Annotated in this window: 23 protein-coding genes and 1 riboswitch; of the genes, 17 read left to right on the top strand and 6 right to left on the bottom strand. The window is 73.6% G+C overall.

Annotation, left to right across the window (positions count from 1 at the left end; genetic code table 11):
- Positions 1-89 precede the first annotated feature (89 nt).
- Positions 90-1079: a tyrosine-type recombinase/integrase gene (locus EV386_RS08440; RefSeq protein ID WP_130414059.1), complete on the top strand. Its 990-nt coding sequence runs from the start codon at positions 90-92 to the stop codon at positions 1077-1079.
- Positions 1080-1186: 107 nt separating this feature from the next.
- On the opposite strand, the gene EV386_RS08435 is transcribed toward EV386_RS08440, so the two are convergent.
- Entirely contained in the window at positions 1187-1810 is a 624-nt protein-coding gene (locus EV386_RS08435; RefSeq protein ID WP_130414057.1) for a M23 family metallopeptidase, read from the bottom strand.
- Positions 1811-2314: 504 nt separating this feature from the next.
- Here EV386_RS08435 and rpsB point away from each other — a divergent pair.
- From rpsB to EV386_RS08390, 9 genes are all read left to right on the top strand, one after another.
- Complete coding sequence (gene rpsB / locus EV386_RS08430) at positions 2315-3313, top strand: 30S ribosomal protein S2 (protein ID WP_130414055.1); 999 nt, start codon at positions 2315-2317, stop codon at positions 3311-3313.
- Between the two features lie 99 nt (positions 3314-3412).
- The gene (gene tsf / locus EV386_RS08425; RefSeq protein ID WP_130414053.1) at positions 3413-4261 is read left to right on the top strand and encodes a translation elongation factor Ts; all 849 of its coding nucleotides are present in this window, start codon (positions 3413-3415) and stop codon (positions 4259-4261) included.
- Positions 4262-4407: 146 nt separating this feature from the next.
- On the top strand, positions 4408-5142 hold the full coding sequence (gene pyrH / locus EV386_RS08420; protein WP_130414051.1) for a UMP kinase: 735 nt from the start codon (positions 4408-4410) through the stop codon (positions 5140-5142).
- A gap of 51 nt (positions 5143-5193) precedes the next feature.
- Positions 5194-5751 carry a ribosome recycling factor gene (gene frr / locus EV386_RS08415; protein ID WP_130414049.1) on the top strand — a complete coding sequence of 186 codons (558 nt, stop codon included), beginning with the start codon at positions 5194-5196 and terminating at the stop codon, positions 5749-5751.
- Positions 5751-6641, top strand: a complete 891-nt coding sequence (locus tag EV386_RS08410; protein ID WP_130414047.1) for a phosphatidate cytidylyltransferase — start codon at positions 5751-5753, stop codon at positions 6639-6641. Before frr ends, EV386_RS08410 begins: the two co-directional genes overlap by 1 nt.
- A gap of 11 nt (positions 6642-6652) precedes the next feature.
- Complete coding sequence (gene rlmN, locus EV386_RS08405; protein ID WP_130414045.1) at positions 6653-7813, top strand: 23S rRNA (adenine(2503)-C(2))-methyltransferase RlmN; 1161 nt, start codon at positions 6653-6655, stop codon at positions 7811-7813.
- Positions 7810-8367, top strand: a complete 558-nt coding sequence (locus tag EV386_RS08400) for a DivIVA domain-containing protein (RefSeq protein WP_242607894.1) — start codon at positions 7810-7812, stop codon at positions 8365-8367. The genes rlmN and EV386_RS08400 overlap by 4 nt, the downstream gene beginning before the upstream one ends.
- Positions 8368-8503: 136 nt before the next feature.
- The gene (locus tag EV386_RS08395; protein ID WP_130414043.1) at positions 8504-8824 is read left to right on the top strand and encodes a hypothetical protein; all 321 of its coding nucleotides are present in this window, start codon (positions 8504-8506) and stop codon (positions 8822-8824) included.
- 20 nt (positions 8825-8844) lie between these two features.
- Entirely contained in the window at positions 8845-9150 is a 306-nt protein-coding gene (locus EV386_RS08390; protein ID WP_130414041.1) for a hypothetical protein, read from the top strand.
- 31 nt (positions 9151-9181) lie between these two features.
- On the opposite strand, the gene EV386_RS08385 is transcribed toward EV386_RS08390, so the two are convergent.
- Positions 9182-10006 carry an SH3 domain-containing protein gene (locus EV386_RS08385; RefSeq protein WP_130414039.1) on the bottom strand — a complete coding sequence of 275 codons (825 nt, stop codon included), beginning with the start codon at positions 10004-10006 and terminating at the stop codon, positions 9182-9184.
- Between the two features lie 84 nt (positions 10007-10090).
- On the opposite strand from EV386_RS08385, the gene dxr reads away from it, so the two are divergent.
- Positions 10091-11296, top strand: a complete 1206-nt coding sequence (gene dxr / locus EV386_RS08380) for a 1-deoxy-D-xylulose-5-phosphate reductoisomerase (RefSeq protein ID WP_130414037.1) — start codon at positions 10091-10093, stop codon at positions 11294-11296.
- 67 nt (positions 11297-11363) lie between these two features.
- Here the strand turns inward: dxr and thiD are convergent, their stop codons facing one another.
- From thiD to thiM, 3 genes are all read right to left on the bottom strand, one after another.
- A complete protein-coding gene (thiD, locus tag EV386_RS08375; protein ID WP_130414035.1) occupies positions 11364-12395 on the bottom strand; it encodes a bifunctional hydroxymethylpyrimidine kinase/phosphomethylpyrimidine kinase in 1032 nt (343 codons plus the stop codon).
- Positions 12392-13123 carry a thiamine phosphate synthase gene (gene thiE, locus EV386_RS08370; RefSeq protein WP_130414033.1) on the bottom strand — a complete coding sequence of 244 codons (732 nt, stop codon included), beginning with the start codon at positions 13121-13123 and terminating at the stop codon, positions 12392-12394. Before thiE ends, thiD begins: the two co-directional genes overlap by 4 nt.
- Entirely contained in the window at positions 13120-13956 is an 837-nt protein-coding gene (thiM, locus tag EV386_RS08365; RefSeq protein WP_130414031.1) for a hydroxyethylthiazole kinase, read from the bottom strand. The genes thiE and thiM overlap by 4 nt, the downstream gene beginning before the upstream one ends.
- Positions 13945-14050, bottom strand: a riboswitch (TPP riboswitch). Its footprint overlaps the gene before it by 12 nt.
- 152 nt (positions 14051-14202) lie before the next feature.
- Here thiM and EV386_RS08360 point away from each other — a divergent pair.
- The 5 genes from EV386_RS08360 (at position 14203) to EV386_RS08340 (ending at position 21152) form a co-directional block, all read left to right on the top strand.
- Positions 14203-15597 carry a purine-cytosine permease family protein gene (locus tag EV386_RS08360; RefSeq protein ID WP_130414029.1) on the top strand — a complete coding sequence of 465 codons (1395 nt, stop codon included), beginning with the start codon at positions 14203-14205 and terminating at the stop codon, positions 15595-15597.
- Positions 15598-15606: 9 nt separating this feature from the next.
- Complete coding sequence (locus EV386_RS08355) at positions 15607-16905, top strand: M50 family metallopeptidase (protein ID WP_130414027.1); 1299 nt, start codon at positions 15607-15609, stop codon at positions 16903-16905.
- A gap of 62 nt (positions 16906-16967) precedes the next feature.
- On the top strand, positions 16968-18143 hold the full coding sequence (gene ispG / locus EV386_RS08350; RefSeq protein WP_130414025.1) for a flavodoxin-dependent (E)-4-hydroxy-3-methylbut-2-enyl-diphosphate synthase: 1176 nt from the start codon (positions 16968-16970) through the stop codon (positions 18141-18143).
- 14 nt (positions 18144-18157) lie between these two features.
- Positions 18158-19075, top strand: a complete 918-nt coding sequence (locus EV386_RS08345; RefSeq protein ID WP_242607893.1) for a GNAT family N-acetyltransferase — start codon at positions 18158-18160, stop codon at positions 19073-19075.
- 172 nt (positions 19076-19247) lie between these two features.
- Positions 19248-21152: a DUF4914 family protein gene (locus EV386_RS08340; protein ID WP_130414023.1), complete on the top strand. Its 1905-nt coding sequence runs from the start codon at positions 19248-19250 to the stop codon at positions 21150-21152.
- 3 nt (positions 21153-21155) lie between these two features.
- Here the strand turns inward: EV386_RS08340 and EV386_RS08335 are convergent, their stop codons facing one another.
- Entirely contained in the window at positions 21156-22061 is a 906-nt protein-coding gene (locus tag EV386_RS08335) for an Fpg/Nei family DNA glycosylase (protein ID WP_130414021.1), read from the bottom strand.
- A 138-nt stretch (positions 22062-22199) separates the two neighbouring features.
- Here EV386_RS08335 and EV386_RS08330 point away from each other — a divergent pair, with 138 nt between their 5' ends.
- The gene (locus tag EV386_RS08330) at positions 22200-24020 is read left to right on the top strand and encodes a proline--tRNA ligase (RefSeq protein WP_130414019.1); all 1821 of its coding nucleotides are present in this window, start codon (positions 22200-22202) and stop codon (positions 24018-24020) included.
- Positions 24021-24051 lie beyond the last annotated feature (31 nt).

Here is a 24051-nt window from a genome sequence, read left to right as displayed (position 1 = left end):
GGGAGACCCACGTGTGGGGCGAGAGCCGGGAAAGGCGACACGCGGGGGCGCTCGGCGGTCTGGGCACACCGCCCGGGCACACTGACGAGATGGCCCCGACACCACAGGGCGGCGCGTCGCACTCCGCGCGCGCGGCGCTCGCCGCCGAACTGCCGCCCCTGCCGGCGGACCTGGCCGACGCCGTCGTGCGCTTCGGCAAGCACCTGGACGCGCAACGCGGCCACTCGGCGCACACGCGCCGCGCCTACCTCGCCGACGTCACGGGCCTGCTGCGCTACGCCGTGCGGCACGGCGCACGACGGCTCGACGATGTGCAGCTCGTGGTGCTGCGAGGCTGGCTCGGCGAGCAGGCGGCGCGCGGGCTCGCGCGCGCGACGCTGGCCCGCCGGGGTGCGGCGGCCAGGGCGTTCCTGCGGTGGGCGCACCATGTCGGGCTCACGGCGAGCGACGCCTCGGTCCGGCTCGCCAGCCCCAAGGTGCCACGGGTTCTTCCCACGGTGCTGACCACCGAGGCGGCCGGAAGGATGCTCGACACCGCGCGCGACGACGCGCTCGCGGCCACGGGCGACGACCGTCCGGCGGTGCTGCGCGCGTGGGCCGCCGCGGAGCTGCTGTACGGCTCGGGTGTGCGCGTGGGAGAGCTGGTCGCGGTCGACGTCCACGACGTCGACGTGGGCGAGCGGCTGGTGCGCGTGCTGGGCAAGGGCGGCAAGGAGCGCGTGGTGCCCTTCGGCGTTCCGGCCGCGCGCGCCGTCACCGCCTGGCTCGACGAGGGGAGGCCCGCGATCGCGTCAGCGGCATCGGGCCCCGCCCTGCTCGTGGGCGACCGGGGCGGGCGCTGGGGCCAGCGTCAGGCGCGCGAGGCCATCCACCGGCTGGCGGCGCGGGCCGGGGTCGACGACGTCGCCCCCCACGCCCTGCGGCACTCGGCAGCGACGCATCTGCTGCAGGGCGGCTCCGACCTGCGCAGCGTGCAGGAGGTGCTCGGGCACGCCAACCTCGCCACGACGCAGCGCTACACCCACGTCGACGCCGAGCGCCTGCGCGCGGTGTACGGCCAGGCGTTCCCGCGCGCCTGACGCCTCGCGTTCGGGGCCTTCCGGGCGCCGGTGAGGTCGACAGCGCGGCCAACGGCGAGGTCAACAGGCGGCGGGCGCAACGGGCGGCGAGGTCGCAGGCGGCACGGTCAACGGGGCGGCAGCAGGACGATGGGCGGCGCCATGCCCAGCAGAGTCAGGGGGTCGAGGTAGCGGTCACCGCGCCGGACGCCCCAGTGCACGCACGCCTCCGCCCCGTCGACCGGTCGCAGGCCCGCGCAGTGGTCGGGGTTGGCGCGGTCTGCGGGGGCCCAGGCCGCCACGCCCACTGCCTCGCCCACCGCGACCGTCGTGCCGGCCGCGAGCGTCGCGGCTACGGGCTCGAGCGACGAGCGCAGGCCGTCGACGTGCGTCACCACGACCACGGGCTTACCCGCCACCGAGCCTGCGAACGTGACCTGCCCAGCGCCCGGCGCGACGACGATGGCCCCGGGCGGGGACCACAGGTCGACGCCGCGATGGCCGGCCTCCCACGGGACCGCGGGCGGATCGAACCCGCGCGCGAGCGCGCCGGGCACCGGTGGCGCGTAGCCGCGTCCCGAGTGCGGGGCTGAGGCGACCCGCCCCCAGCGCGCCGACGCGCTCAACGTCGCGACCGCAGGCCGCGTGGCTGCGGCGAGCACCTGTGGGGGCGCCTCGCCCGCATACCCCAGCGGGCTCGGCGTGGGCGCGAGGAGGAGTGCGGGCAGGACGGCGGCGACGAGGCGTCTCATGCCGGAAGGCTCTTGCGCGCGAGCGCGGCGCTGCGGGCGTGCGACATGAATCTGTGCGCAGGCACCAACGATGGACGCCTGGGGACCGGCGGGGCGGCTTTGTGCGGCACGTGACGACCGACGCACGCGCCACACACCGCTCGGCGGCTCGGGCGCGGACCGCGTCGGGTAGACTTCCGGGAGCGATCGGAACGCTCGCGACCCCACCCCGACCTTCGGCGGCCCTGCGGCCTGCCGTCCAGCGGGGGACAGGTGCGCGCGGCCCGGTCGACTTCGCGCGTCACGAACGCATCCCGCATCAGCCCCCGGGCCGCGGGTGCGGCCGGCTCGGCTGTGGTCCGCACGTCCTCTCCTGGGAGGTACGGGCGGCGCCGGACCGGCGTGGCGTCAGGGGTGCCGCCGACCGGCGCGCACCGACAACCGAGTACCGCGGGCGCCGCAAGGCCCCGCCTGATGCGCGCGTCGCCCCGGAGGATCCGGGCCCGCGCGACGAAAGGACCAGTCATGGCCGTTGTGACCATGCGTCAGCTCCTTGAGAGCGGTGTCCACTTCGGACACCAGACCCGCCGTTGGAACCCGAAGATGAAGCGCTTCATCTTCACCGAGCGCAACGGCATCTACATCGTCGACCTGCAGCAGTCGCTGTCGTACATCGACCGTGCGTACGACTTCGTCAAGGAGACCGTCGCCCACGGCGGCTCGATCCTGTTCGTCGGCACCAAGAAGCAGGCTCAGGAGCCCGTGGCCGATCAGGCCTCGCGCGTCGGCATGCCCTACGTGAACCACCGCTGGCTCGGCGGCATGCTCACCAACTTCACGACGGTGCACAAGCGTCTCCAGCGCCTCAAGGAGCTTGAGGAGATCAACTTCGACGACGTCGCCGGCTCCGGTCTGACGAAGAAGGAGCTCCTGGTGCTGCGCCGCGAGAAGGACAAGCTCGCGCGCACCCTCGGCGGCATCCGCGACATGGCCAAGGTCCCCTCGGCCGTGTGGATCGTCGACACCAACAAGGAGCACCTCGCCGTCGACGAGGCCCGCAAGCTCAACATCCCGGTCGTCGCGATCCTCGACACCAACTGCGACCCCGACATGGTCGACTACGCCATCCCGGGCAACGACGACGCGATCCGCTCCGTCACGCTGCTCACGCGCGTCGTCGCCGACGCCGTCGCCGAGGGCCTGCTGCAGCGCCACTCCGGCAAGACGGCCGCCGCCACGGGCGAGGCCGAGCCGCTGGCCGAGTGGGAGCGCGAGCTCCTGGCTGGCGCCGAGGCCGCCGCGCAGGCTCCGGCCGCGGAGGCCGCCACCGAGGCGCCCGTCGCCGAGGCCGCTGCTGAGGCTCCCGTCGCCGAGGCCGCTGTTGAGGCTCCCGTCGCCGAGGCCGCTGTTGAGGCTCCCGCTGCTGAGGCCCCCGCCGAGGCTCCGGCCGTCGAGACCCCCGCCGTCGCGGAGGCTCCCGCCGAGGCGTCGGCCGACGCCGAGGCCGACACGAAGTCCGAGTGAGGTGAGGCGGGCCGGGGTCTTCGGACCTCGGCCCGCACCCCTGCTCGACCCCGAGCTTTCCGCACGCGCCAGCACTTCAGACACGAAGGACAGCCCACCATGGCGAACTACACCATCCAGGACATCAAGGACCTGCGCGCGCTCACCGGCGCCGGAATGACGGACGTCAAGAAGGCTCTCGACGAGGCCGACGGCGACCAGCAGAAGGCCGTCGAGCTCATCCGCAAGCGCGGCCTGGCCAAGGCCGCCAAGCGCGAGGGCAACGCGACCTCCGAGGGCCTCGTGGCCGTCAAGGTCGAGGACGCCGCGGCCGGTCAGGTCGCGACGCTCATCGAGCTCAACGCCGAGACCGACTTCGTCGTCAAGAACGAGAAGTTCGTCTCGCTCGCCGACCAGATCCTCGAGGCCGTCGCGGCGGCCGGGGCCGCCGACACCGAGGCCGCGCTCGCCGCGCCCGCCGCCGGTGAGACCGTCGCCGACCTCATCGCCTCCGCCGCCGGCACGCTGGGCGAGAAGATCGTCCTGGCGCGCGTCGCCCGCGTCGAGGGCCCGACGGTCACCACGTACCTGCACCGCACCGCCAAGGACCTGCCGCCGAGCATCGGCGTCGTCGTCGTCACCGAGGGTGAGGGCGAGTCCGCCGCCGCTGCTGCAAAGGACGTCGCGCAGCACATCGCGGCCATGGCGCCGAAGTTCCTCGCCCGCGCGGACGTCCCGGCCGAGGTCGTCGACAAGGAGCGCGAGATCGCCCGCGAGGTGTCGATCGCCGAGGGTAAGCCCGAGGCTGCGCTGCCGAAGATCGTCGAGGGCCGCCTCAACGGCTTCTTCAAGGAGAACGTGCTCCTGGAGCAGCCGCTGGCCAAGGACACCAAGACGACGGTGGCCAAGCACGTCGAGGCCGCGGGCGCCACGCTCACCGGCTTCGTCCGCTTCCGCGTCGGCAACTGACGCACCCGAGCGGCCCGGCACTACTGGACGGTAGAGCCGGGCCGCTCGCGCACCCGGGTCCGGGCGGCCCGGGCGCGCACCCCGCGCGCGGCCCCTATCCGGCCGCGCAGCCCCAGCACGACGCACGACGAACAGGACGGTGGCCGATGACCCAGCACTCGAACCCGACGGGAGCACCGCGCCGCGTCCTGCTCAAGCTCTCGGGCGAGGCCTTCGGCGGCGGCGCCGTGGGCCTGGCCGCCGACGTCGTGCGCCGCATCGCCGAGGAGATCGGCGCGGCCGTGCGTGAGGGGGTCCAGGTCGCCGTCGTCGTCGGAGGTGGGAACTTCTTCCGCGGCGCCGAGCTCTCGCAGGCCGGCATGGACCGCGCCCGCGCCGACTACATGGGCATGCTCGGCACGGTCATGAACTGCCTCGCCCTGCAGGACTTCCTGGAGCAGGACGGCACCACGACGCGCGTGCAGACCGCGATCACGATGGGCCAGGTCGCCGAGTCGTACATCCCTCTGCGCGCGATCCGTCACATGGAGAAGGGCCGCGTCGTGATCTTCGGCGCCGGGGCGGGCATGCCGTACTTCTCGACCGACACCGTCTCGGTCCAGCGTGCGCTGGAGACGCACTGCGACGAGGTGCTCATGGGCAAGAACGGGGTCGACGGCGTCTACGACTCCGACCCCCGCAAGAACCCGTCGGCGCAGCGCTACGACATGCTGACCTACGACGTCGCGCTGCGCGACAACCTGCAGGTCATGGACAACACCGCGATCGCGATGTGCCGCGACAACGCCGTGACGATGCGCGTCTTCGGCCTGGAGGGCGCGGGTAACGTGACCCGGGCGCTGCTGGGCGAGAAGATCGGCACACTGATGAAGGCACGGTAGGCAGCCTCGCGACCGCTCGCCAGGCCTTTCGACGACATGTGAGGAGCACCAGTGATCGACGAGACCCTCTTCGAGGCTGAAGAGAAGATGGACAAGGCGATCGAGGTCGCCAAGGAGGACTTCGCGGGCATCCGCACCGGCCGTGCCAACGCCGGCATGTTCAGCAAGATCGTCGTGGACTACTACGGCGCGCCGACCCCGTTGCAGCAGCTCGCCTCGTTCAACATCCCTGAGGCGCGCACGGTGCTCATCTCGCCGTTCGACAAGGGCTCGATGTCGACCATCGAGAAGGCGCTGCGCGACTCCGATCTGGGCGTCAACCCGTCCAGTGACGGCAACGCGATCCGGATCGTGCTGCCCGCCCTGACCGAGGAGCGGCGCCGCGACTACGTCAAGCTCGCCAAGTCGAAGGCGGAGGACGCCCGCATCACGGTGCGCAACATCCGCCGCAAGGCCAAGGACACGCTCGACAAGCTGGCCAAGGACGGCGAGGCGGGCGAGGACGAGGTCGCGCGCGCCGAGAAGGAGCTTGAGGTCCTGACGAAGAAGCACGTCGACCAGGTTGACCACCTGCTCGCAGGCAAGGAGAGCGAGCTGCTCGAGGTCTGATGACGGTCGCACCCGAACCCGCCCCGCGCGCCTCGCGGGCCGGGCGCAACCTGCCGGCGGCGATCGGCGTCGGCCTCGGCCTCCTCGTTGTCGTCGGCGCTTCACTGTGGTTCCGGCCCGAGCCGTTCGTCGCGGTCGTCGTGGTGGCGGTGTGCGCCGGCCTGTGGGAGCTGGGCTCGGCGTTCGCGCGCCGCGATATCGCCGCGCCGACGTGGCCGCTCCTGGTGGGCGGCGTCGGCATGGTGGTGTCCGCCCATGTGGGCGGGCCCGAGGCGCTGCTGATCGCCTACGTGCTCACGCTGGCCGCCGTCGTCCTGTGGCAGGTCCTCGACGGGCCCGGGGCGCAGGCGCTGCGCAACGCCGCCGCCGGTGTCTTCGCGGCGACCTACGTGCCCTTTCTCGCCGGATTCGTCGTCCTCCTGCTCGGGCAGGAGGACGGCCCCTGGCGGGTGGCGTGGTTCATCTTGCTCGGTGTGGCGAACGACACGGGCGGCTACATCGCGGGCGTCCTGTTCGGCCGTCACCCCTTGGCGCCCACGGTCAGCCCCAAGAAGAGCTGGGAGGGACTGGCCGGGTCGGTGGTGCTGACGACGCTGGTCGGCGTCGTGGGCGCGCTGTGGGTGCTCAACCTGGCGTTCATGCCGCAAGGCGGCGCCGGGGTGCTCGGGTCGGCGCTCACGCTCGGCCTGGTGCTGGGCCTCATGACGGCGGTCACCGCGACCGTGGGCGACCTCGCCGAGTCCCTGCTCAAGCGGGACCTAGACTTGAAGGACATGGGTTCGCTGCTCCCCGGCCACGGGGGTGTGCTGGACCGCGTCGACTCCCTCCTGGTCACTGCGCCGTTCGTCTACCTCGTTCTGTCGGTGGCGGCGTCGGGACCCGCTGCGTAAGGAAGTGCCGCATGGCCGACACCAAGCCTGCCCCCGAGGTGCGCCCGTCGCACGAGACCAAGCCGATCGCGCTGCAGATGGCGCCGCGGCGCGTGGTCAAGCCGCCGCGGCACTTCGCCGACCTCTCGCAGGCCGAGCGCGTGGCCGCGGTCGAGGCGCTGGGCCACCAGCCCTTCCGGGCCAAGCAGCTCGCGACCCACTACTTCGCGCATTTCACCGCGGACCCCGCCGACTGGACGGACATCCCCGCGGCCGCGCGCGAGGCGTTCGCGGCCGAGCTCTTCCCGACGCTGCTGACCGCGCGCAAGACGCTGAAGGCCGACAAGGGCACGACGGTCAAGACGTTGTGGGGTCTGCATGACGGCACGCGCATGGAGTCGGTGCTCATGCGCTACCCGCGCCGCGCCACGCTGTGCGTCTCGAGCCAGGTCGGATGCGGCATGGCGTGTCCGTTCTGCGCGACCGGGCAGATGGGCTTCACCCGCAACCTGTCGGCCGCGGAGATGCTGGAGCAGGTGCGCCACGCCATGCGCTCGCTCGCCTCGGGGGAGATCCCGGGTGGGGCGACGCGGCTGAACAACCTGGTGTTCATGGGGATGGGCGAAGGCCTGATCAACTACCGGGCGATCATGACGTGCGTGCGCACGCTGGTGGCCGACGCCCCCGAGGGCTTTGGCATGAGCGCGCGGAACATCACGGTCTCCACCGTGGGCCTCGTCCCCGGGATCACGAAGCTCGCGGCTGAGGGCCTGCCGCTGACGCTCGCGCTCTCGCTGCACGCCCCGGACGACGACCTGCGCAACGAGCTGGTGCCGATCAACACCAGGTTCTCGGTCGCACAGGCGCTCGACGCGGCGCGCGCCTACTTCGACGCGACGGGCCGACGCGTCTCGATCGAGTACGCGCTCATCAAGGACATGAACGACCACGCGTGGCGCGCCGACCTGCTCGCCAAGAAGCTCAACGCGCGGGGCAAGGGTTGGGTGCACGTCAACCCGATCCCGCTCAATCCGACACCCGGGTCGATCTGGACCGCGTCGGAGCGCGCCGTCGAGGACGAGTTCGTCGCTAGGCTGCGGGGGCACGGAATACCGACGACGATCCGTGACACCCGCGGGTCGGACATCGACGGCGCCTGCGGGCAGTTGGCGGCCGAGGAGGAGGACGAGTGAGCAGCACCGCGCTGTTCGGCACCGTGTCGGTGCTGAGGACCGGCTATGACAAGGACGAGGTCGACGAGTTCTTCGACCACGCGCGCCAGGCGTACGAGGGCCGCACGGCCGAGCCGTTGAGCGCTGCGGACATTCAGGCCACCACGTTCGAGCTGGTGCGCCGCGGATATGACACGCACGAGGTCGACGCCGCGCTGGACCGCCTGGAGGCCGCGTTCGTCGCGCGTCAGCGCGCCGAGTTCGTGGGCAGCCAGGGCCAGGAGGCGTGGATGGGGGCGCTCGCCGAGCGCGCCCGCACGCTGTACGGCCGACTGGGCCGCCCCGCCGGTGAGAAGTTCGCGCCGCCCGAGCGCGGCCAGCACGGCTATGACGCCGACGAGGTCGACGAGCTGTGCGACCGCCTGGTCGGCTACTTCGACCGCCAGGAGCCGCTGACGTCGGCGGAGCTGCGCGCCGCGACGTTCCGCTCGGTGCGGGGCGCCGGCGCCTACGCGGAGGGGCCCGTGGACGCGTTCATCGCGCGCGCGATCGAGGTGCTGCTCGGCGTCGAGTGAGGTGGGGATCGCTCGTGCGGATCGGAGCCGGGTGAATCGCTCAGCGAACGGTCGATGAACACCTGCGGCCCCCTGGTGCGCGCGCGGGTCGGCTGCCACTAGGTTCGACCCCGACGTCACTCTCACAGGAGGTTCGATGCCCACACCCGCCGCCCCGAAGCTGACCCCCGCCGTCGCCGCTTGGGCCGCCCGTCAGGAGACCCCCGGCTTGGGGCTCACCGAGGCCCTCGCCGGGCTCCACCAGGACTGGTCGTCTGGTCCGATCTGCGAGCACGAAGAGCACCTGCGCCGCCTGGAGGCGATGAGCGAGCTCACCGAGGCGCTGCGCGCCGCGACCGTGCACGCGGCCCTGGAGGCTGTCGACGCCGGTGTGGCGGCCAAGCAGGTCGCCGCGAGCCTGGGCTCGACCGGCGCCACCGTCACCAAGTGGGTCAAGGAGGCTCGCTCCGCGGCCTGAGTCGTCGACTCCACCACCTGGTGATCCGACACACCCGCGTGTTCGACGCGCTCAACGCGCGCGCGTGGTGGAGCCACAACGACCACTTCCACGGCTGGGTCGTGCGTCGCCTCGCGGCGGCGCACGACCCAGCCGTCGGCGTTCTGGACGTCGGCTGCGCAGGCGGCGGCCTGCTCGCGGCCCTGCGCTCGCGGGATGAGCGCGGGCTCCGCGACCCCGAGGAGACCTTCGCCGAGGTGGCGAGCACCGCCCGCGCGGTGCTGCCGGGGGCGCGCGTACGACGGCGGCTGTGGTTCCGCTACACGTTGGAGTGGACCGCGCCCTGAGCCTGCGGTCGCAAGCCCGAGGCGCCGGCGATCAGCAGGGCGGCGCCACGGGCAGGCCCGTGCCGGTGATGAGGTACGCGTCCGAGACCCAGTGGCCGTCGCCGATCCGGTACCAGAGGTTCGTCGTGCCGCGGGTGCCGGAGACGGTCTGCCCGCGCGCGTGGCACAGCAGTGGCACCTGGGCGGTGTTGGCCGCCAGGCCCACGGCGCGGTAGCCCGTGCTCGGTCCCGAGCGGACGTTGAGCGGCCGGGTGGGCGAGGCGACGACGCCGGTGCGCGCGTCGCCCTGCCACAGGAAGGTGACGTCGACGGTCGCGTTGTCGGCCAGGCCCAGCCCGTCGCCGAACGTGCCGTCGGCCAGGTCGACGCCCGCGGGGTTGAGCACCGTGCGCCCCCACGCGTCGAGGCCGCCGTTGTAGCCGCTGGTGTACGCGGCCTGTGCCGCCGGTGTGCCCTGCGGTAGGTCCTGCGCGTAGTGGCGGGTCGCGCTCCAGTAGTCGTCCTGCGTGTTCCACGGCCCGACGTCCCACACGGGCGCGTACTCGCAACGCCCGGTCGACGGCGCGCACACGCGCACCGAGTACGCGCCCGATCCGTCGGCTGACAGCGCGCGGCGGGAGGGCAGGGCGACGAAGTGGTCGTTCGGCGTGATGACGTGGCCGTTCGCGGTCGTGGCGCCGACCAGGCCCTCGCGCGTGGCGTAGACGCGGTAGGTGCCGCCGTCGGACTGATCGGCCGCGGCGGGGATGGCGAACGTGATGGTGCCCGCCGTGAGCAGCGTGACGGCTCCGCTGAGGACAGCGAGTCCTCGTCGGCGCCGGGGCCCGCGTGAGGGCCGCTTGGTCTCCGTGAGCATGACGCGAAAGTAAGCCAGGTCACACAACGCTGCGACCTGGGGCGTTATCGGCGCGCGCCGCGCGCGCCTGCGAGGATGATCCCCATGCACGCCTCTCGGTCCCTCGCCGCCCCCCGCTCCGTGACCATCCTCGGCTCGACCGGCTCGATCGGAACCCAGGCGATCGACGTCGTCCGGCGCCACCCGGGCCGGTTCCGTGTCGAGGCAATCAGCGCGGGCGGGGCCGACGTCGGGCTGCTGGCGGGGCAGGCGGCGGAGCTGGGCGTCGACGCCGTCGCCGTGGCCGACGCGGCCCGTGCGGCGGACCTGCGCGCCGCCCTCGCGGACGCCGGCGCGCGCAGCGTCGAAGTCCTCGCCGGGCCCGACGCCGCGACCGAGCTGGCCGGGCGGGGCAGCGACGTCGTGCTCAACGGCGTGACCGGGAGCGTCGGACTGCGCCCCACGCTCGCGGCGCTCGCCGCGGGCTCGACCCTCGCGCTCGCGAACAAGGAGTCGCTCGTGGTGGGCGGGTCGCTCGTCAAGGCAGCGGTGCGCCGCCCGGACCAGATCGTGCCGGTCGACTCGGAGCACTCCGCGATCGCGCAGTGCCTGCGCTCGGGCGCGCACACGAGCCGGCACAGTGAGGTGCGGCGCCTGATCCTGACCGCGAGCGGCGGCCCGTTCCGCGGGCGCGCGCGCGAGGAGATCAAGGCCGTCCAGCCCGACCAGGCGCTCGCGCACCCGACGTGGCGCATGGGACCCGTCGTGACCATCAACTCGGCGTCGCTCATGAACAAGGGCCTGGAGCTCATCGAGGCGCACCTGCTGTTCGACGTGCCGGTCGACGACATCACGGTCGTCGTGCACCCGCAGTCGGTCGTGCACTCGATGGTCGAGTTCGTCGACGGCTCGACCATCGCGCAGGCCTCACCGCCCGACATGCGCCTGCCGATCGCGCTCGGCCTGTCGTGGCCGGACCGGCTCGACCCGGTCGCGGCGCCGTGCGACTGGACGCAGGCGACCGCGTGGACGTTCGAGCCGCTCGACGAGGGCACGTTCCCGGCCGTGCGCCTGGCGCGCGAGGCCGCAGCAGCCTCGGCGACGCACCCGGCGGTCTACAACGCGGCCAACGAGCAGGGCGTCGCGGCGTTCCTGCGCGGGCGGATCGGGTTCCTCGACATCGTCGACACCGTCGAGCGTGTGCTCGGTGAGCACGACGGCGTCGCGCCCGCGGCCGTCACGCTCGACGACGTCGAGGGCGCCGAGGCGTGGGCGCGCGCCCGCGCCGACGAGCTGCTCGGGCGCCGCTGACGGCGGTCAGCCGCCCCTGGTGCTTCAGCCGCCCCTGGTGGTTGAGCCTGTCGAAACCACCGCCGAGTCAGCCGCCGAGGCTGCCCCTGGTGGTTGAGCCTGTCGAAACCACCGTCGACGCCACCGCCGCGCCCCGCGCCGCCTCGACCCTGGGGCCAACAGGTCGCCGCAGGGCCCACCCGTGGTCGACGGGCCCGTGCCCCGTCCACGGCTCTCGGGGCCCGAGCACGCCCGTCCCTCCGACCCGCAGCCGCCGGCCCGCCTCGAGCGCCTGGGTCAGGTAGTCCTTGGCGGCGCGGACCGTCGTCGGCCAGTCGTCGAGCGCCGGGCGCAGGACGGCGCACGCCGCGCTGAGCGTGCAGCCGGTGCCGTGCGTGTTGCGTGTGTCCACGCGTGGCGACGCGAGCGCCGTCACGCCCACCGCGCCCACCGCGCCCGCCGACGCCGGCCCGGCGAGATGGTCGACCGCGGCGGCGCCGTCGAGGTGCCCGCCCTTGACGAGCGCCCAGCGCCCACCTGGGGGAGCGGGGACGCCGTGCGCGGCGGCGAGCGCGACCAGCGCGCGCGCCTGGTCGGCGGCCTCGGCGCCGTCGCGCGCGACCCGGGCGCCCAGCAGCACGGCGGCCTCGGCGAGGTTGGGCGTGACCAGGTCGGCCAGCGGCAGCAGCCGCTCGCGCAGCACCCGCTCGGCGTCGGGGGCCAGCAGGCGGTCGCCCGAGGTTGCGACCATGACGGGATCGAGCACCACGACGGGCGCCGCCGTCCCGGTGCGCGCGGCGGCCGCGCGCACCTCGGCGAGCGCGTCCGCGACGGCCCCGGCGACCTGGGCGTCGCTCGTCATGCCGATCTTCACCGCGTCGACGGCGACGTCGGCGAACAGCGTCGTGAGCTGGGCCGTGACCATGTCCGCAGGGACCGGCAGCACGCGCGTGACGCCGAGGGTCGACTGCGCGGTGAGGCCGGTGAGCGCGGCGCACCCGTAGCCGCCCAACGCCGCGAACGTCTTGAGGTCGGCCTGGATCCCCGCGCCGCCCGAGGGGTCTGAGCCGGCGATCGTCAGGGCCACGACGGGGTGGCCCGCGGGGCGGGCGGCGCTCATCGCGCGTCCCACGCGTCACGCAGCGCGCGCGTGGCGGCCCGCGGGTCACGCGTGCCGCACACGGCCGAGATGACCGCCGCCCCGACCGCCCCGGCCTCGCGCAGGGCCGGGATGTCGGGTGCGCTCAGTCCGCCGATCGCGACGCACGGCGGCCCGCCCGCCGCGCGTGACGCGGCCGCCACGGCTGCGAGCCCGTCGAGGCCGATGGCCGCCCGCGCGTCGGCCTTGGAGCTCGTGGGGCGCACAGGGCCGACCCCCAGCAGGTCGACGGTCCCCGGCGCCAGTGCCGCGGCCGCGCGCGCCTCGGCGGGCGTCGAGACGCTCAGCCCGAGGTGGCGTCCCGGGCCGAGCAGCCGCCGCGCCGCCAGCGGGTCGAGGTCGCGCTGGCCCACGTGGGCGCCGTCGGCGTCGATCGCCAGAGCCACGTCCACACGGTCGTCGACGACGAGCGGCACGCCCGCAGGGCGCAGCAGGGCGAGCAGCGCGGCGCCGAGCGCGGCCAGGTCGCGCGTCGCGGCGCCGGGATCGCGCAACTGCACGGCCGTGACGCCGCCGACGACGGCCTGGCGCACGGTGGCGAGCACGCCGTCGCGGCCGCCGCACAACGCGGTGTCGGTGACGAGGTAGACCGAGGGGTCGAACGCCGCCCGGTCGACAGGACGCGACGTGGGAGCGGGGGTCCCCGGGCGCTCGCCGGCGAGCGTGGCCGGCCCGAACGGCGCGCTCACGCCGTCACCTGCGCGGCCTCGGCCATGAGCCCGGAGCGCTCACCCACCGCGGACGCGTCGACGTCGTCGATCCGGTCGATCAGCGCGACCGCGAACGAGCCCGTGGTCGTGGCGGCCTCGGCTGCGAGGTCACCCGCGACGCAGACCCACGCGGTCGCGGCCGTGGCCGCGAGCAGCCGGTCGGGTGTGACGGCCGCGCACGCCGCCACGAGCGCGCCGAGCGAGCAGCCCACGCCGGTCACACGCGTCAGCAGCGGTGTCCCGGCCCGCACGCGCGCGATCCGGACGCCGTCGGTGATCAGGTCGACCGCGCCGCTGACCGCGACGACGGCGCCGGACTCGCGGGCCAGCCGCAGCGCGACGTCGCGCACGTCGTCGGGCGTGTCGAGCGAGTCGACGCCCCGGCCGCCGAGCCCGCCCGCGAGCGCCGCGACCTCAGAGGCGTTGCCACGCACGATGGTGGGCCCGACGGCGAGCAGCTCGGCCGCGAGCGCGGTGCGCACACGCATTGAGCCGATCGCGACCGGGTCGAGCACCCAGGGCACGCCCGCGTCGACGGCGGCGTGCGCGGCCACCCGCATGGCGTTCGGCTGCTCGCCCTCGACCGTGCCGAGGTTGGTCAGCAGCGCGTCGGCGACCCGCGCGAAGTCACCGGCCTCGGCGGGCGCGGCGACCATGGCGGGCGCGGCGCCGGCGGCCAGCAGCACGTTCGCGGTGACGTTGGTGACCACGGCGTTGGTCACACAGTGGACCAGGGGGCTTGTCGCCCGCACGGCGGTCACGACGTCCGCGACGGTCTGGGGGGTGACAGGACAGGACACAGCGGAGCTCATGGGCGTTCCCTTCGCTAGCACTACCTAGAGCAGGTTCCACGGGTGCATCTCAGCCGGACCCTCGGGGAGGGTCCCGGCGCCCCGCGCCGCCGACCACCCTAGCCGCGTAGGGTGTGCCTGCGCACCCAAGGTGCGCGTCCAACGGGAGTCCGGGATCCGCAGAGGCGGCCGCCGGGCTGAGAGGGCGGCCGGGAGCCGCCGACCGATCGAACCTGTCCGGCTCACACCGGCGTAGGGAGGACCCTGATGAGCCCTGCCGTTCTCGGCCCGCAGACCGTCGAAGCCCCCGTCACTCTCGACGCGCCCCCTGTGCGCGTCCACCGCCCCCGCGACCACCTCGGACTGTGGGCGAGCCTCGGCGTCAGCCTGCTGGTGCCCGTCGTCGCGGTCTACTTCGTGCCCACCTCGCTCCCGGCGACGCTCGCCGCGATCGCCATCGGCACGGCGCTCGGCGCGGGCCTGCTCGGCGCGGTCGCCGCGATCGGCGCCCGCACGGGCGCCTCGTCGATGGTCGTGTTCCGCGGCCTGTTCGGGGCGCGTGGGTCGTGGGCGCCCACGGCGCTCAACATCGTCCAGTGCGTGGGCTGGGCCGCGTTCGAGGTGTGGATCATCGCGCGCGCCGCCAGCGGGGTGTGGCCGTCCGTGCCGCACTGGGTGTTCGCCGTCGTCGCGGGTGTGATCGCCACGGCCATGGCGCTGCGTCCGCTCGGCTCGGCGGCGCTGCTGCGACGCGCCGCGATCCTCGTGGTGGTGGCGTGCTCGGCCTATTTCTTGCTCGACGCCGCCCGCCGCCCGCTGGGCCAGGTCACCGCGGGCGGGTGGTGGGGGTTGTGGACCAACGTCGACCTCGTCGCGTCGATGTCGGTCTCGTGGATCCCGCTCGTGGCCGACTACACGCGCCATGCGCGCCCGCGCACCGCGGGCCGCGCCGGCGTCGCGGTCGGCGTGGGCTACGGGCTCGCCTCGGCCGCGTTCTTCTGCGTGGGCGTGCTGGGGCTGCTGGCCTATCGGCCGTCCGACGGCGACCTGGTGGGCGCGCTGCTCGCGGTGCCCGCCGGGGCGTTGGCCCTGGCGATCCTCGCCGCCGACGAGGTCGACCAGGCGTTCGCCAACGTCTACTCGACGGCGCTGAGCGTGCAGAACCTCGCCCCGCGCGCCGACCGGCGTGCGCTGGCCGTCGGCGTCGGCGCGGTCGCGACGGCGCTGGGCGTCATGGTCGGCGACGGCTACGCCTACGAGGGGTTCCTGCTGCTCATCGGCGCCGTGTTCACACCGCTCGGCGCCGTGCTCGTGGTCGACCACTGGGCCGTGCGCCGCGGTCGCTACGACCTGACCGCCAGCGCGCGCCCCCGGCCCTGGCTGTTCGTGCCGTGGGCCGCCGGCTTCGTCGCGTTCGAGCTCGTCACGCCCACCTTCGTGCAGCTGTGGCCCGCCTGGGGCACGGCGTGGGGGCGGGCCCAGGCCGCGCTCGGCGTGAGCGACGACAACGGCTGGTCGGCCGTCGTCGTCGCGCTCGTCGTGGCCGCCGCGCTCACGCTCGCCGTCGCCCCGCTGGACCGGTGGAGCGGGTCGCGACGTGCGCCAGACGCTCACCGCGCCACCACGATCGGCGCCCAGGAGGCCCCCAGGGCGCTCGCCTAGGCTGGGCCGGTGAGCATCGTGGTCGGCATCCTCGTCATCGTCGTGGGCATCGCCGTGTCCATCGCCCTGCACGAGGTGGGCCACATGGCGCCCGCCAAGCGGTTCGGCGTGCGCGTGAGCCAATACATGGTGGGATTCGGCCCTACCATCTGGTCGCGCACCCGGGGCGAGACGGAGTACGGGATCAAGGCGATCCCGCTCGGCGGCTACGTGCGCATGGTCGGCATGATGCCGGCCGCGCCCGACGGCGCGCGGCGCGGGCGCGGGTTCTTCGCCCAGGTCGTCGCCGACGCGCGCGACCAGAGCGTCGAGGAGATCCGCCCGGGCGAGGAGCACCGCGCGTTCTACCACCTGTCCACACCCAAGAAGCTCGTGGTCATGCTCGGCGGGCCGACCATGAACCTGCTGCTCGCCGTCGTGCTGACGGCCTCGTTCATGGCGATCGGCTTCACGCAGCAGACCACGACTGTCGCGTCGGTCAGCGAGTGCGTGCCGACGGCGACCGGCGCCCCCTGCGACCCCGCGGCCGCCCCGGCGCCGGCCGTCGCCGCCGGCCTGCGCGCCGGGGACCGCATCGTGTCCTACGACGGCGTCGCGACGGGCACGTGGCGCGAGCTGCTGGACGCCATCTCCGGCACCGCCGGCCAACCGGTCCCGCTGGTCGTCGAGCGCGACGGGCAGCAGGTGACGCTCACCGTGACGCCCGTCGACGCCGAGCGCGCGGTGCTCGACGCGGACGGCGTCGTCGTGCGCGACCCGGACGGCGATGTGGCGACGGTCAGTGGGGCGTTCGTCGGGTTCGCCCCGACCTTGGCGCGGCAGTCGATTCCCCTGAGCCAGGTGCCGAGCGAGGTCGGGCGCATGTTCACGGGCACCGCGCGCGCCGTGTTCACGTTCCCGGTGCGCGTGTACGAGGCGGCGGCGCAGACCTTCACCGACACCCCGCGCTCGGCCGACAGCGTCATGTCCGTCGTGGGCGTGGGGCGCGCGGCGGCCGACGTCGCGGGCCTCGACGCGACCGTGCTGGACCGGGTTGCGATCATGCTCAGCCTTCTGGCCTCGCTCAATATGGCGTTGTTCGTGTTCAACCTCATCCCGCTGCTCCCGCTCGACGGGGGGCACGTGGTCAACGCGCTGTACGAGGGCGCCAAGCGCACGGTCGCGCGTGTGCGCGGGCTGCGCCCGCTGCCCGGGCCCGCCGACGTCGCGCGCATGATGCCCGTCGCCTACGTCATGTTCGTGGTCCTGATCGGCGCGACACTGCTGCTCGTCGTGGCCGATGTCGTCGACCCCGTGCAGATCTTCTGACGGGTGCGTGCGTGGTCCGCGAGGACGCAGGCGCGGGCCGAGAACCGGGGGATACTGGGCCGGTGAGCATCGTCAATCTCGGAACCCCCAGCGCCGCGATCCCGGGGGCTGTCCCCGTGCTGGCGCCCCGTCGCCCGACCCGCAAGATCAAGGTCGGCAAGGTCGAGGTGGGCGGTGGCGCTCCGATCAGCGTCCAGTCCATGACCACAACGCCGACGACCGACATCAACGCCACGCTGCAGCAGATCGCCGAGCTGACGGCCGCCGGCTGCGACATCGTGCGCGTCGCGGTCCCGAGCGCCGACGACGCCGCCGCGCTGCCGGCGATCGCCAAGAAGTCGCAGATCCCGGTCGTCGCCGACATCCACTTCCAGCCCCGCTACGTCTTCGCCGCGATCGAGGCCGGGTGCGCCGCGGTGCGCGTCAACCCGGGCAACATCCGCAAGTTCGACGACCAGATCAGGGACATCGCCCAGGCCGCCAAGGACCACGGCACGGCGCTGCGCATCGGGGTCAACGCCGGATCGCTCGACCCGCGGCTGCTGGCCAAGTACGGCAAGGCCACCCCGGAGGCCATGGTCGAGTCGGCCGTCTGGGAGGCGTCGCTCTTCGAGGAGCACGACTTCCACGACTTCGCGATCTCCGTCAAGCACAACGACCCCGTGGTCATGGTGCGCGCTTACGAGTTGCTCTCGGAGCGCGGCGACTGGCCGCTGCACCTCGGCGTCACCGAGGCGGGGCCCGCGTTCCAGGGCACCATCAAGTCCGCCACCGCGTTCGGCGCGCTGCTGAGCAAGGGCATCGGCGACACCATCCGGGTGTCGTTGTCGGCGCCTCCCGTCGAGGAGGTCAAGGTCGGCATCCAGATCCTCCAGGCGCTCAACCTCAAGGAGCGCAAGCTGGAGATCGTCTCGTGCCCCTCGTGCGGGCGCGCGCAGGTCGACGTCTACTCGCTCGCCGACCGGGTCACCGCGGGCCTGGAGGGCCTTGAGGTGCCGCTGCGCGTCGCGGTCATGGGCTGTGTCGTCAACGGCCCGGGCGAGGCGCGCGAGGCGGACCTCGGCGTCGCGTCGGGCAACGGCAAGGGCCAGATCTTCGTCAAGGGCGAGGTCATCAAGACCGTGCCGGAGTCCGAGATCGTCGAGACGCTCATCGAGGAGGCGTTGCGCATCGCCGAGTCGATGTCCCAGGACGACACGGCGGACGCGGGGTCCGGTCCGGTCGTGACGGTCGGCTGAGACTCGGCGCGGCCGTGGGCGTTCGGGGGCAGGTCGCCGCAGGGCTGGGGCGCGACGCGGCGCGGGTCCTCGGCCCCGCGGACGTGCCCGAGGCGCTCGCCGTCTGCGCCCGCGACCCCGTCGCGGCCGTGCTGGCGTCCTCGCGGCTGGAGATCGCCGCGCGTGGGGGCCTGGCTGCCGCGGGCGGCCAGGTGTGGGGGTGGCCGACACGCGGCGCGCTGCGGGCGATCTGCTGGGCAGGGGCCAACCTCGTGCCGGTCGTCCCGCCCGGCGTCGGGGCCGACACCGTCGCGGCCGTCGCGGCGTTCGCGCGCACAGCGCGCTTCTACGGCCGGCGCTCGTCGTCGATCGTGGGGGAGTCCGGCGCCGCCCTGGCCCTGTGGGCGCGCCTGGAGGAGGTGTGGCCCGCCGCGCGCGAGGTGCGCGCGCACCAGCCGTCGCTCGCGATCGCGCGCGACCCCGACGTCGAGCCCGACCCGCGCGTGCGGCTGACGCGCGGCGACGAGCTCGACGTGCTGTTGCCCGCGTGTGTGGCGATGTTCACCGAGGAGGTGGGCTACTCGCCTGTCGCGGGCGGGGCGGCGGCCTACCGCGAGCGGGTGCGCTCGCTCATCTCGGCGGGTCGGTCGTATGTGCGGCTCGCGGCGCCGGATGCGCCCGAGGCGCCCGAGGACGTGGCGCGCGTCGAGTTCAAGGCCGAGTTGGGCGCGGTCGCGCAAGGTGTCGCGCAGGTCCAGGGCGTGTGGGTGCATCCGGCCGTGCGCGGCCGGGGGCTGTCCGAGCAGGGCATGGCCGCCGTCGTCGTCGACGCCCGTCGGCGTGTGGCGCCCGTCGTCTCGCTCTACGTCAACGGCTACAACCAGCGGGCGCTGCGGGCCTACCGCCGGGTGGGCTTCGAGCAAGTCGGGACCTTCGCCACTGTGCTTTTCTGAGGCAACCGTGATGTCGTGAGGTATGACCTCAGATCTGGGTTTCGCGGACGCCGCCTCGACGGCGTCCAGCGCACCGTCGGCGTCGTGCGCGGACCGCGTCAGTCGGGCCTCCGACCGATCGGAACGCGACAACTCACCGCACCTGAGCCGACAGCAGGGGTGCGATGGGGGGATGGACGACGTGCTCCGGAAGCTCACGCTTCCCCCATACCTGGCCGAGTGTCTTGAGGCTGCGCGCAGCATCACGATCCCGACCAGCCGCTCAGAGCTCTTTGAGCTCTCCCTCGGCCCTGACGGGGCCGACACGTTCGACGTCGTCTTCGACGTCCCCGGCGACGGCTCGGTCAAGGAGGCCGACGTGGTGCGGTGCCGCAACGGCATCGCCGTCAACTACCCCGAGGACTACATCCGCCGGCGCGACCCCGACTGCATGCGCATCGGCGACGACCTGCCCTCCGACAAGCCGCGGTTCGCCGACGACTACGGCCCCTTCGCGCCCGTGAAGCAGGAGACGCTCGACTGGCTGGCTGGCCAGGACCTCATCGTCGTGCCCTTCAAGGCCGGTGGACCGCACCTGGGCAGCCCGTCGCTGGCCGTCGTGCCGAAGAGCACCGCGTTCTTCGCCTGCGCGCTGGTGGACCTGCAGGGCTTTTGCACCTTCGACGAGCTCGGCCCCTTCGCGCCCCGCTCGATCCTCTACCTGGCCCCGCCGTTCCGGCACACCCACTTCGCGGGCAAGCAGGTCGTGGTTCACGACCGCACGCAGACGCTGCACGAGATCTTCGCCTACAACCTCTACCCCGGCCCGAGCGCCAAGAAGGGCGTGTTCTCCGCGCTGCTCGACGTCGGCGCCTACGAGGGCTGGCTGACCGCCCACGCCTCCTCGGTGCGCGTGACGACGCCGTACGAGAACGAGACCGTCATCATGCACGAGGGCGCCTCGGGTGGCGGCAAGTCCGAGATGTGCCAGGAGCTGCGGCGTGAGGAGGACGGACGCGTGCTGCTCGGCACCAACGTGGTGACCGACGAGCCGTACGCGATCACGCTCTCGGAGACCTCGCGCCTCGAGCCCGTCACTGACGACATGACGCTGTGCCACCCGGCCCTGCAGCGGCCGGCGAGCGGCAAGATGACGGTCGCCGACGCCGAGGACGGCTGGTTCGTGCGCGTCGACAACCTCACCTGCTACGGCGAGGACCCGCAGCTCGAGCGCGCCATCATCCACCCGGCCGAGCCGCTCATCTTCCTCAACATCGAGGGCACGCCCGGCGCGACCTGCCTGCCGTGGGAGCACGTGCGCGACGCGAGCGGCAAGCCCTGCTCGAACCCGCGTGTGGTCATCCCGCGCCGCCAGATCAAGGGCATCGTCGACGAGCCGCAGCAGGTCGACGTGCGCACGTTCGGCGTGCGCATGCCGGCGTGCACCGCGGATCAGCCGACCTACGGGGTCATGGGCCTCATGCACGTCATCCCGCCGTCGCTCGCGTGGCTGTGGCGCCTGGTCACACCGCGCGGCGACAAGAACCCGTCGATCGGGGCGACCGCGGCCGAGGCTGCGGTCATCGCGCACGGCGGCATGGTCGCCGAGGGCGTCGGCTCGTTCTGGCCGTTCTCGACCAACACCAAGGTCGGCGCGGCCAACCTGCTGCTCGAGCAGATCCTCGCAGCGCCCAAGACGCGTCTGGTGCTCACGCCCAACCAGCACATCGGCGCCTACCGGGTCGACTTCGCCGCCGAATGGCTCACGCGTGAGTACCTGGCCCGCCGCGGTCAGGGCCACATCCGGCGTGACTCGCTCGTCCCGGCGCGCTGCCCGCTGTTCGGCTACGCGATGTGGGAGATGAAGATCGACGGCCAGCAGGTGCGTCCGTCGCTGCTGCGCCCCGAACTGCAGTCCAAGGTGGGGGTCGAGGCCTACGACATCGGCGCCGCGATCATCACCGAGTTCTTCAAGGACGAGCTGCGCCAGTTCCTGTCTCCCGAGCTGCACCCGCTCGGCCGGCGCATCATCGAGACCTGCCTGAACGACGGCACGCTCGACGACTACCTCACCCTCACCCCGCTCGACCTGGGCTGAGGCTCACCGCAGCAGACGGGAGCGCCGCCGGTCCGCCAGCGGCCTCCCGTCTGTCTGACACGTCGCGCAGTACTGCAGCGACCGGTCCGCGAACGACACCTCGCGGACCGTGTCGCCGCACACCGGGCACGGCTCGCCCGTGCGCCCGTGCACGCGCATGCCCGCGCGCTTGGCGTCCTTGAGCTCCTTGGCGGGCTTGCCTGACGCGGCCGCCACAGCGTTGGTGAGCGTGACCACGATCGCCGCGTGCAGCGCGGCGACGTCGTCGTCCGTCAGGCTCCGCGTGAGCCGGTACGGCGACATGCGCGCGACGTGCAGGATCTCGTCGGAGTAGGCGTTGCCGATGCCGGCGATCGCCGACTGGTCGCGCAGCAGCCCCTTGACCTGCTGGCTCCGGGCCGGCAAGAGGCCCGCGAGGGTCTGCGCGGTGAACGCCGGGTCGAGCGGCTCAGGCCCGAGGCTCGCGACCTGCGCGACGTCGTCGGGCTCGCGCACCACGTGGATCGCGAGCCGCTTGCGCGTGCCGGCCTCGGTGAGGTCGAAGCCCGAGCCGTCGTCGAACCGCACCCGCAACGCGATGACCGCCCCGCGCGCCGAGCCGCCCAGCCGCGGACGCACCGTCGTCGTGGGGACCTGGTCGTACCAGCGCAGCCAGCCGCCGCGCGCGAGGTGGAACAGCAGGTGCGGGTCCTGCGCGTCCTGCGCGTCGTCGAAGGTGAACGTCGCCAGGTCGAGCCACTTGCCGTGCCGCGACCACCCGCGCACGGTCGTGCCCACCAGGGCGGACAGCGGCGGGTCGACCGTCTTGAGCGCGGCGACGCTCCCCACGTCGGCGGCCGCGACGCTCCGCCCGCGCGTCCGCTCGCTGAGGAACCGCACGAGCCCCTCGACCTCAGGCAGCTCAGGCACGGGGCCAGTCTCGCGCGCCGGAGCGCCGGACGCGATCACGATCGTCGCCCCGTGTGCCCCGTGCGCCCCGTGCGCGCCGCGGGCGACCGGGCCGAATCAGGTCGGTTCCCCCGGCGCCGCGCCGGTAATCTGTGGCCCATGTCTGTTCTCGCCCGTCGCGGTGATCTGCTGCGCCTGTCCACCTTGTTCGTCCGCACGCTGCGCGAGGACCCCGCCGACGCCGAGGTCGACTCCCACAGGCTGCTCGTGCGCGCCGGATACATCCGCCGCGCCGCGCCCGGCATCTACACCTGGCTGCCGCTCGGCCTGCGCGTGCTGGCCAAGGTCGAGGCGATCGTGCGCGAGGAGATGGACGCCATCGGCGGCCAGGAGGTGCACTTCCCGGCGCTGCTGCCCCGCGAGCCGTACGAGGCCACGGGCCGCTGGGCGGAGTACGGGCCCAACCTGTTCCGCCTCCAGGACCGCAAGCGCGCCGACTACCTGCTCGCGCCCACGCACGAGGAGATGTTCACCCTCCTGGTCAAGGACCTGTACTCCTCGTACAAGGACCTGCCGCTGACGCTGTACCAGATCCAGACCAAGTACCGCGATGAGGCCCGCCCCCGCGCCGGACTGATCCGCGGCCGCGAGTTCGTCATGAAGGACTCGTACTCGTTCGACACCACCGACGCCGGGCTCGACGCGGCCTACCAGCGCCACCGCGACGCCTACGAGCGGATCTTCCAGCGCCTGGGCCTGGAGTACGTCATCGTCTCGGCCATGTCGGGCGCCATGGGCGGCTCGCGCTCCGAGGAGTTCCTGTCACCGTCGCCCATCGGCGAGGACACGTTCGTGCGCTCGGCGGGCGGCTACGCGGCCAACGTCGAGGCGGTCGTCACGCCGGTCCCCGAGCCGATCGCGTACGACGACGCCCCCGCGGCGCACGTCGAGAACACGCCCGACACCCCGACCATCGACACGCTCGTGGCGCTGGCCAACGCGAAGCACCCGCGCCCCGACCGCGAGTGGACCGCCGCCGACACGCTCAAGAACGTCGTGCTCGCCCTCACGCAGCCCGACGGCACGCGCGAGCTGCTGGTCATCGGCGTCCCGGGCGACCGTGAGGTCGACATGAAGCGCGTCGAGGCCGCGCTTGCGCCCGCCGAGGCCGAGGCGGCCGGCGACGCCGACTTCGCCCGGCATCCTGAGCTCGTCAAGGGCTACATCGGCCCGGCCGTGCTGGGACCGCAGGGCGCCCAGGTGACCGCGGCGGACGGGACGACGTCGAGCGCGATCACCTACCTGCTCGACCCGCGCATCGTGCCCGGCACCCGCTGGATCACCGGCGCCAACGCGTCCGGACGCCACGTCTTCGACCTGGTCGCGGGCCGTGACTTCACCGCCGACGGCACGATCGAGGCGGCCGAGGTGCGCGCGGGTGACCCCGCGCCCGACGGCAGCGGCCCGCTGGAGCTCGCGCGCGGCATCGAGATGGGGCACATCTTCCAGCTCGGGCGCAAGTACGCCCAGGCGCTGGGCCTGACGGTGCTCGACGAGAACGGCAAGCAGGTCGTGGTGACCATGGGCTCCTACGGCGTCGGCGTCACGCGCGCGCTCGCGGCGCTCGCCGAGGCGCACCACGACGAGCGCGGCCTGGCCTGGCCCGCGCACGTCGCCCCCGCGCACGTGCACGTCGTGGCCACGGGCAAGGGCGCCGAGGTGTTCGAGGCCGCCGACGCGCTCGCGCAGGCACTGGCGGCGCGCGGCGTCGAGGTCGTCTACGACGACCGGCCCAAGGTCTCCCCGGGCGTCAAGTTCGCCGACGCCGAGCTGCTCGGCGTGCCGCTGCTCGTCGTGGTCGGGCGCGGTCTGGCCGACGGCGTGGTCGAGGTGCGCCCGCGCGCCGGCCAGGCGCGACAGGTGCCGGTCGCCGACGCCGTCGCCGCCGTGACCGAGCAGGTCGAGGCGCTGCTCGCCTGACGACGTGGGGCCGGCCGGGGGACCCGGCCGG

This window comes from Xylanimonas ulmi (assembly GCF_004216535.1).
Classification (GTDB): Bacteria; Actinomycetota; Actinomycetes; order Actinomycetales; family Cellulomonadaceae; genus Xylanimonas; species Xylanimonas ulmi.
This window is presented reverse-complemented; position numbering and strand designations above follow the sequence as displayed.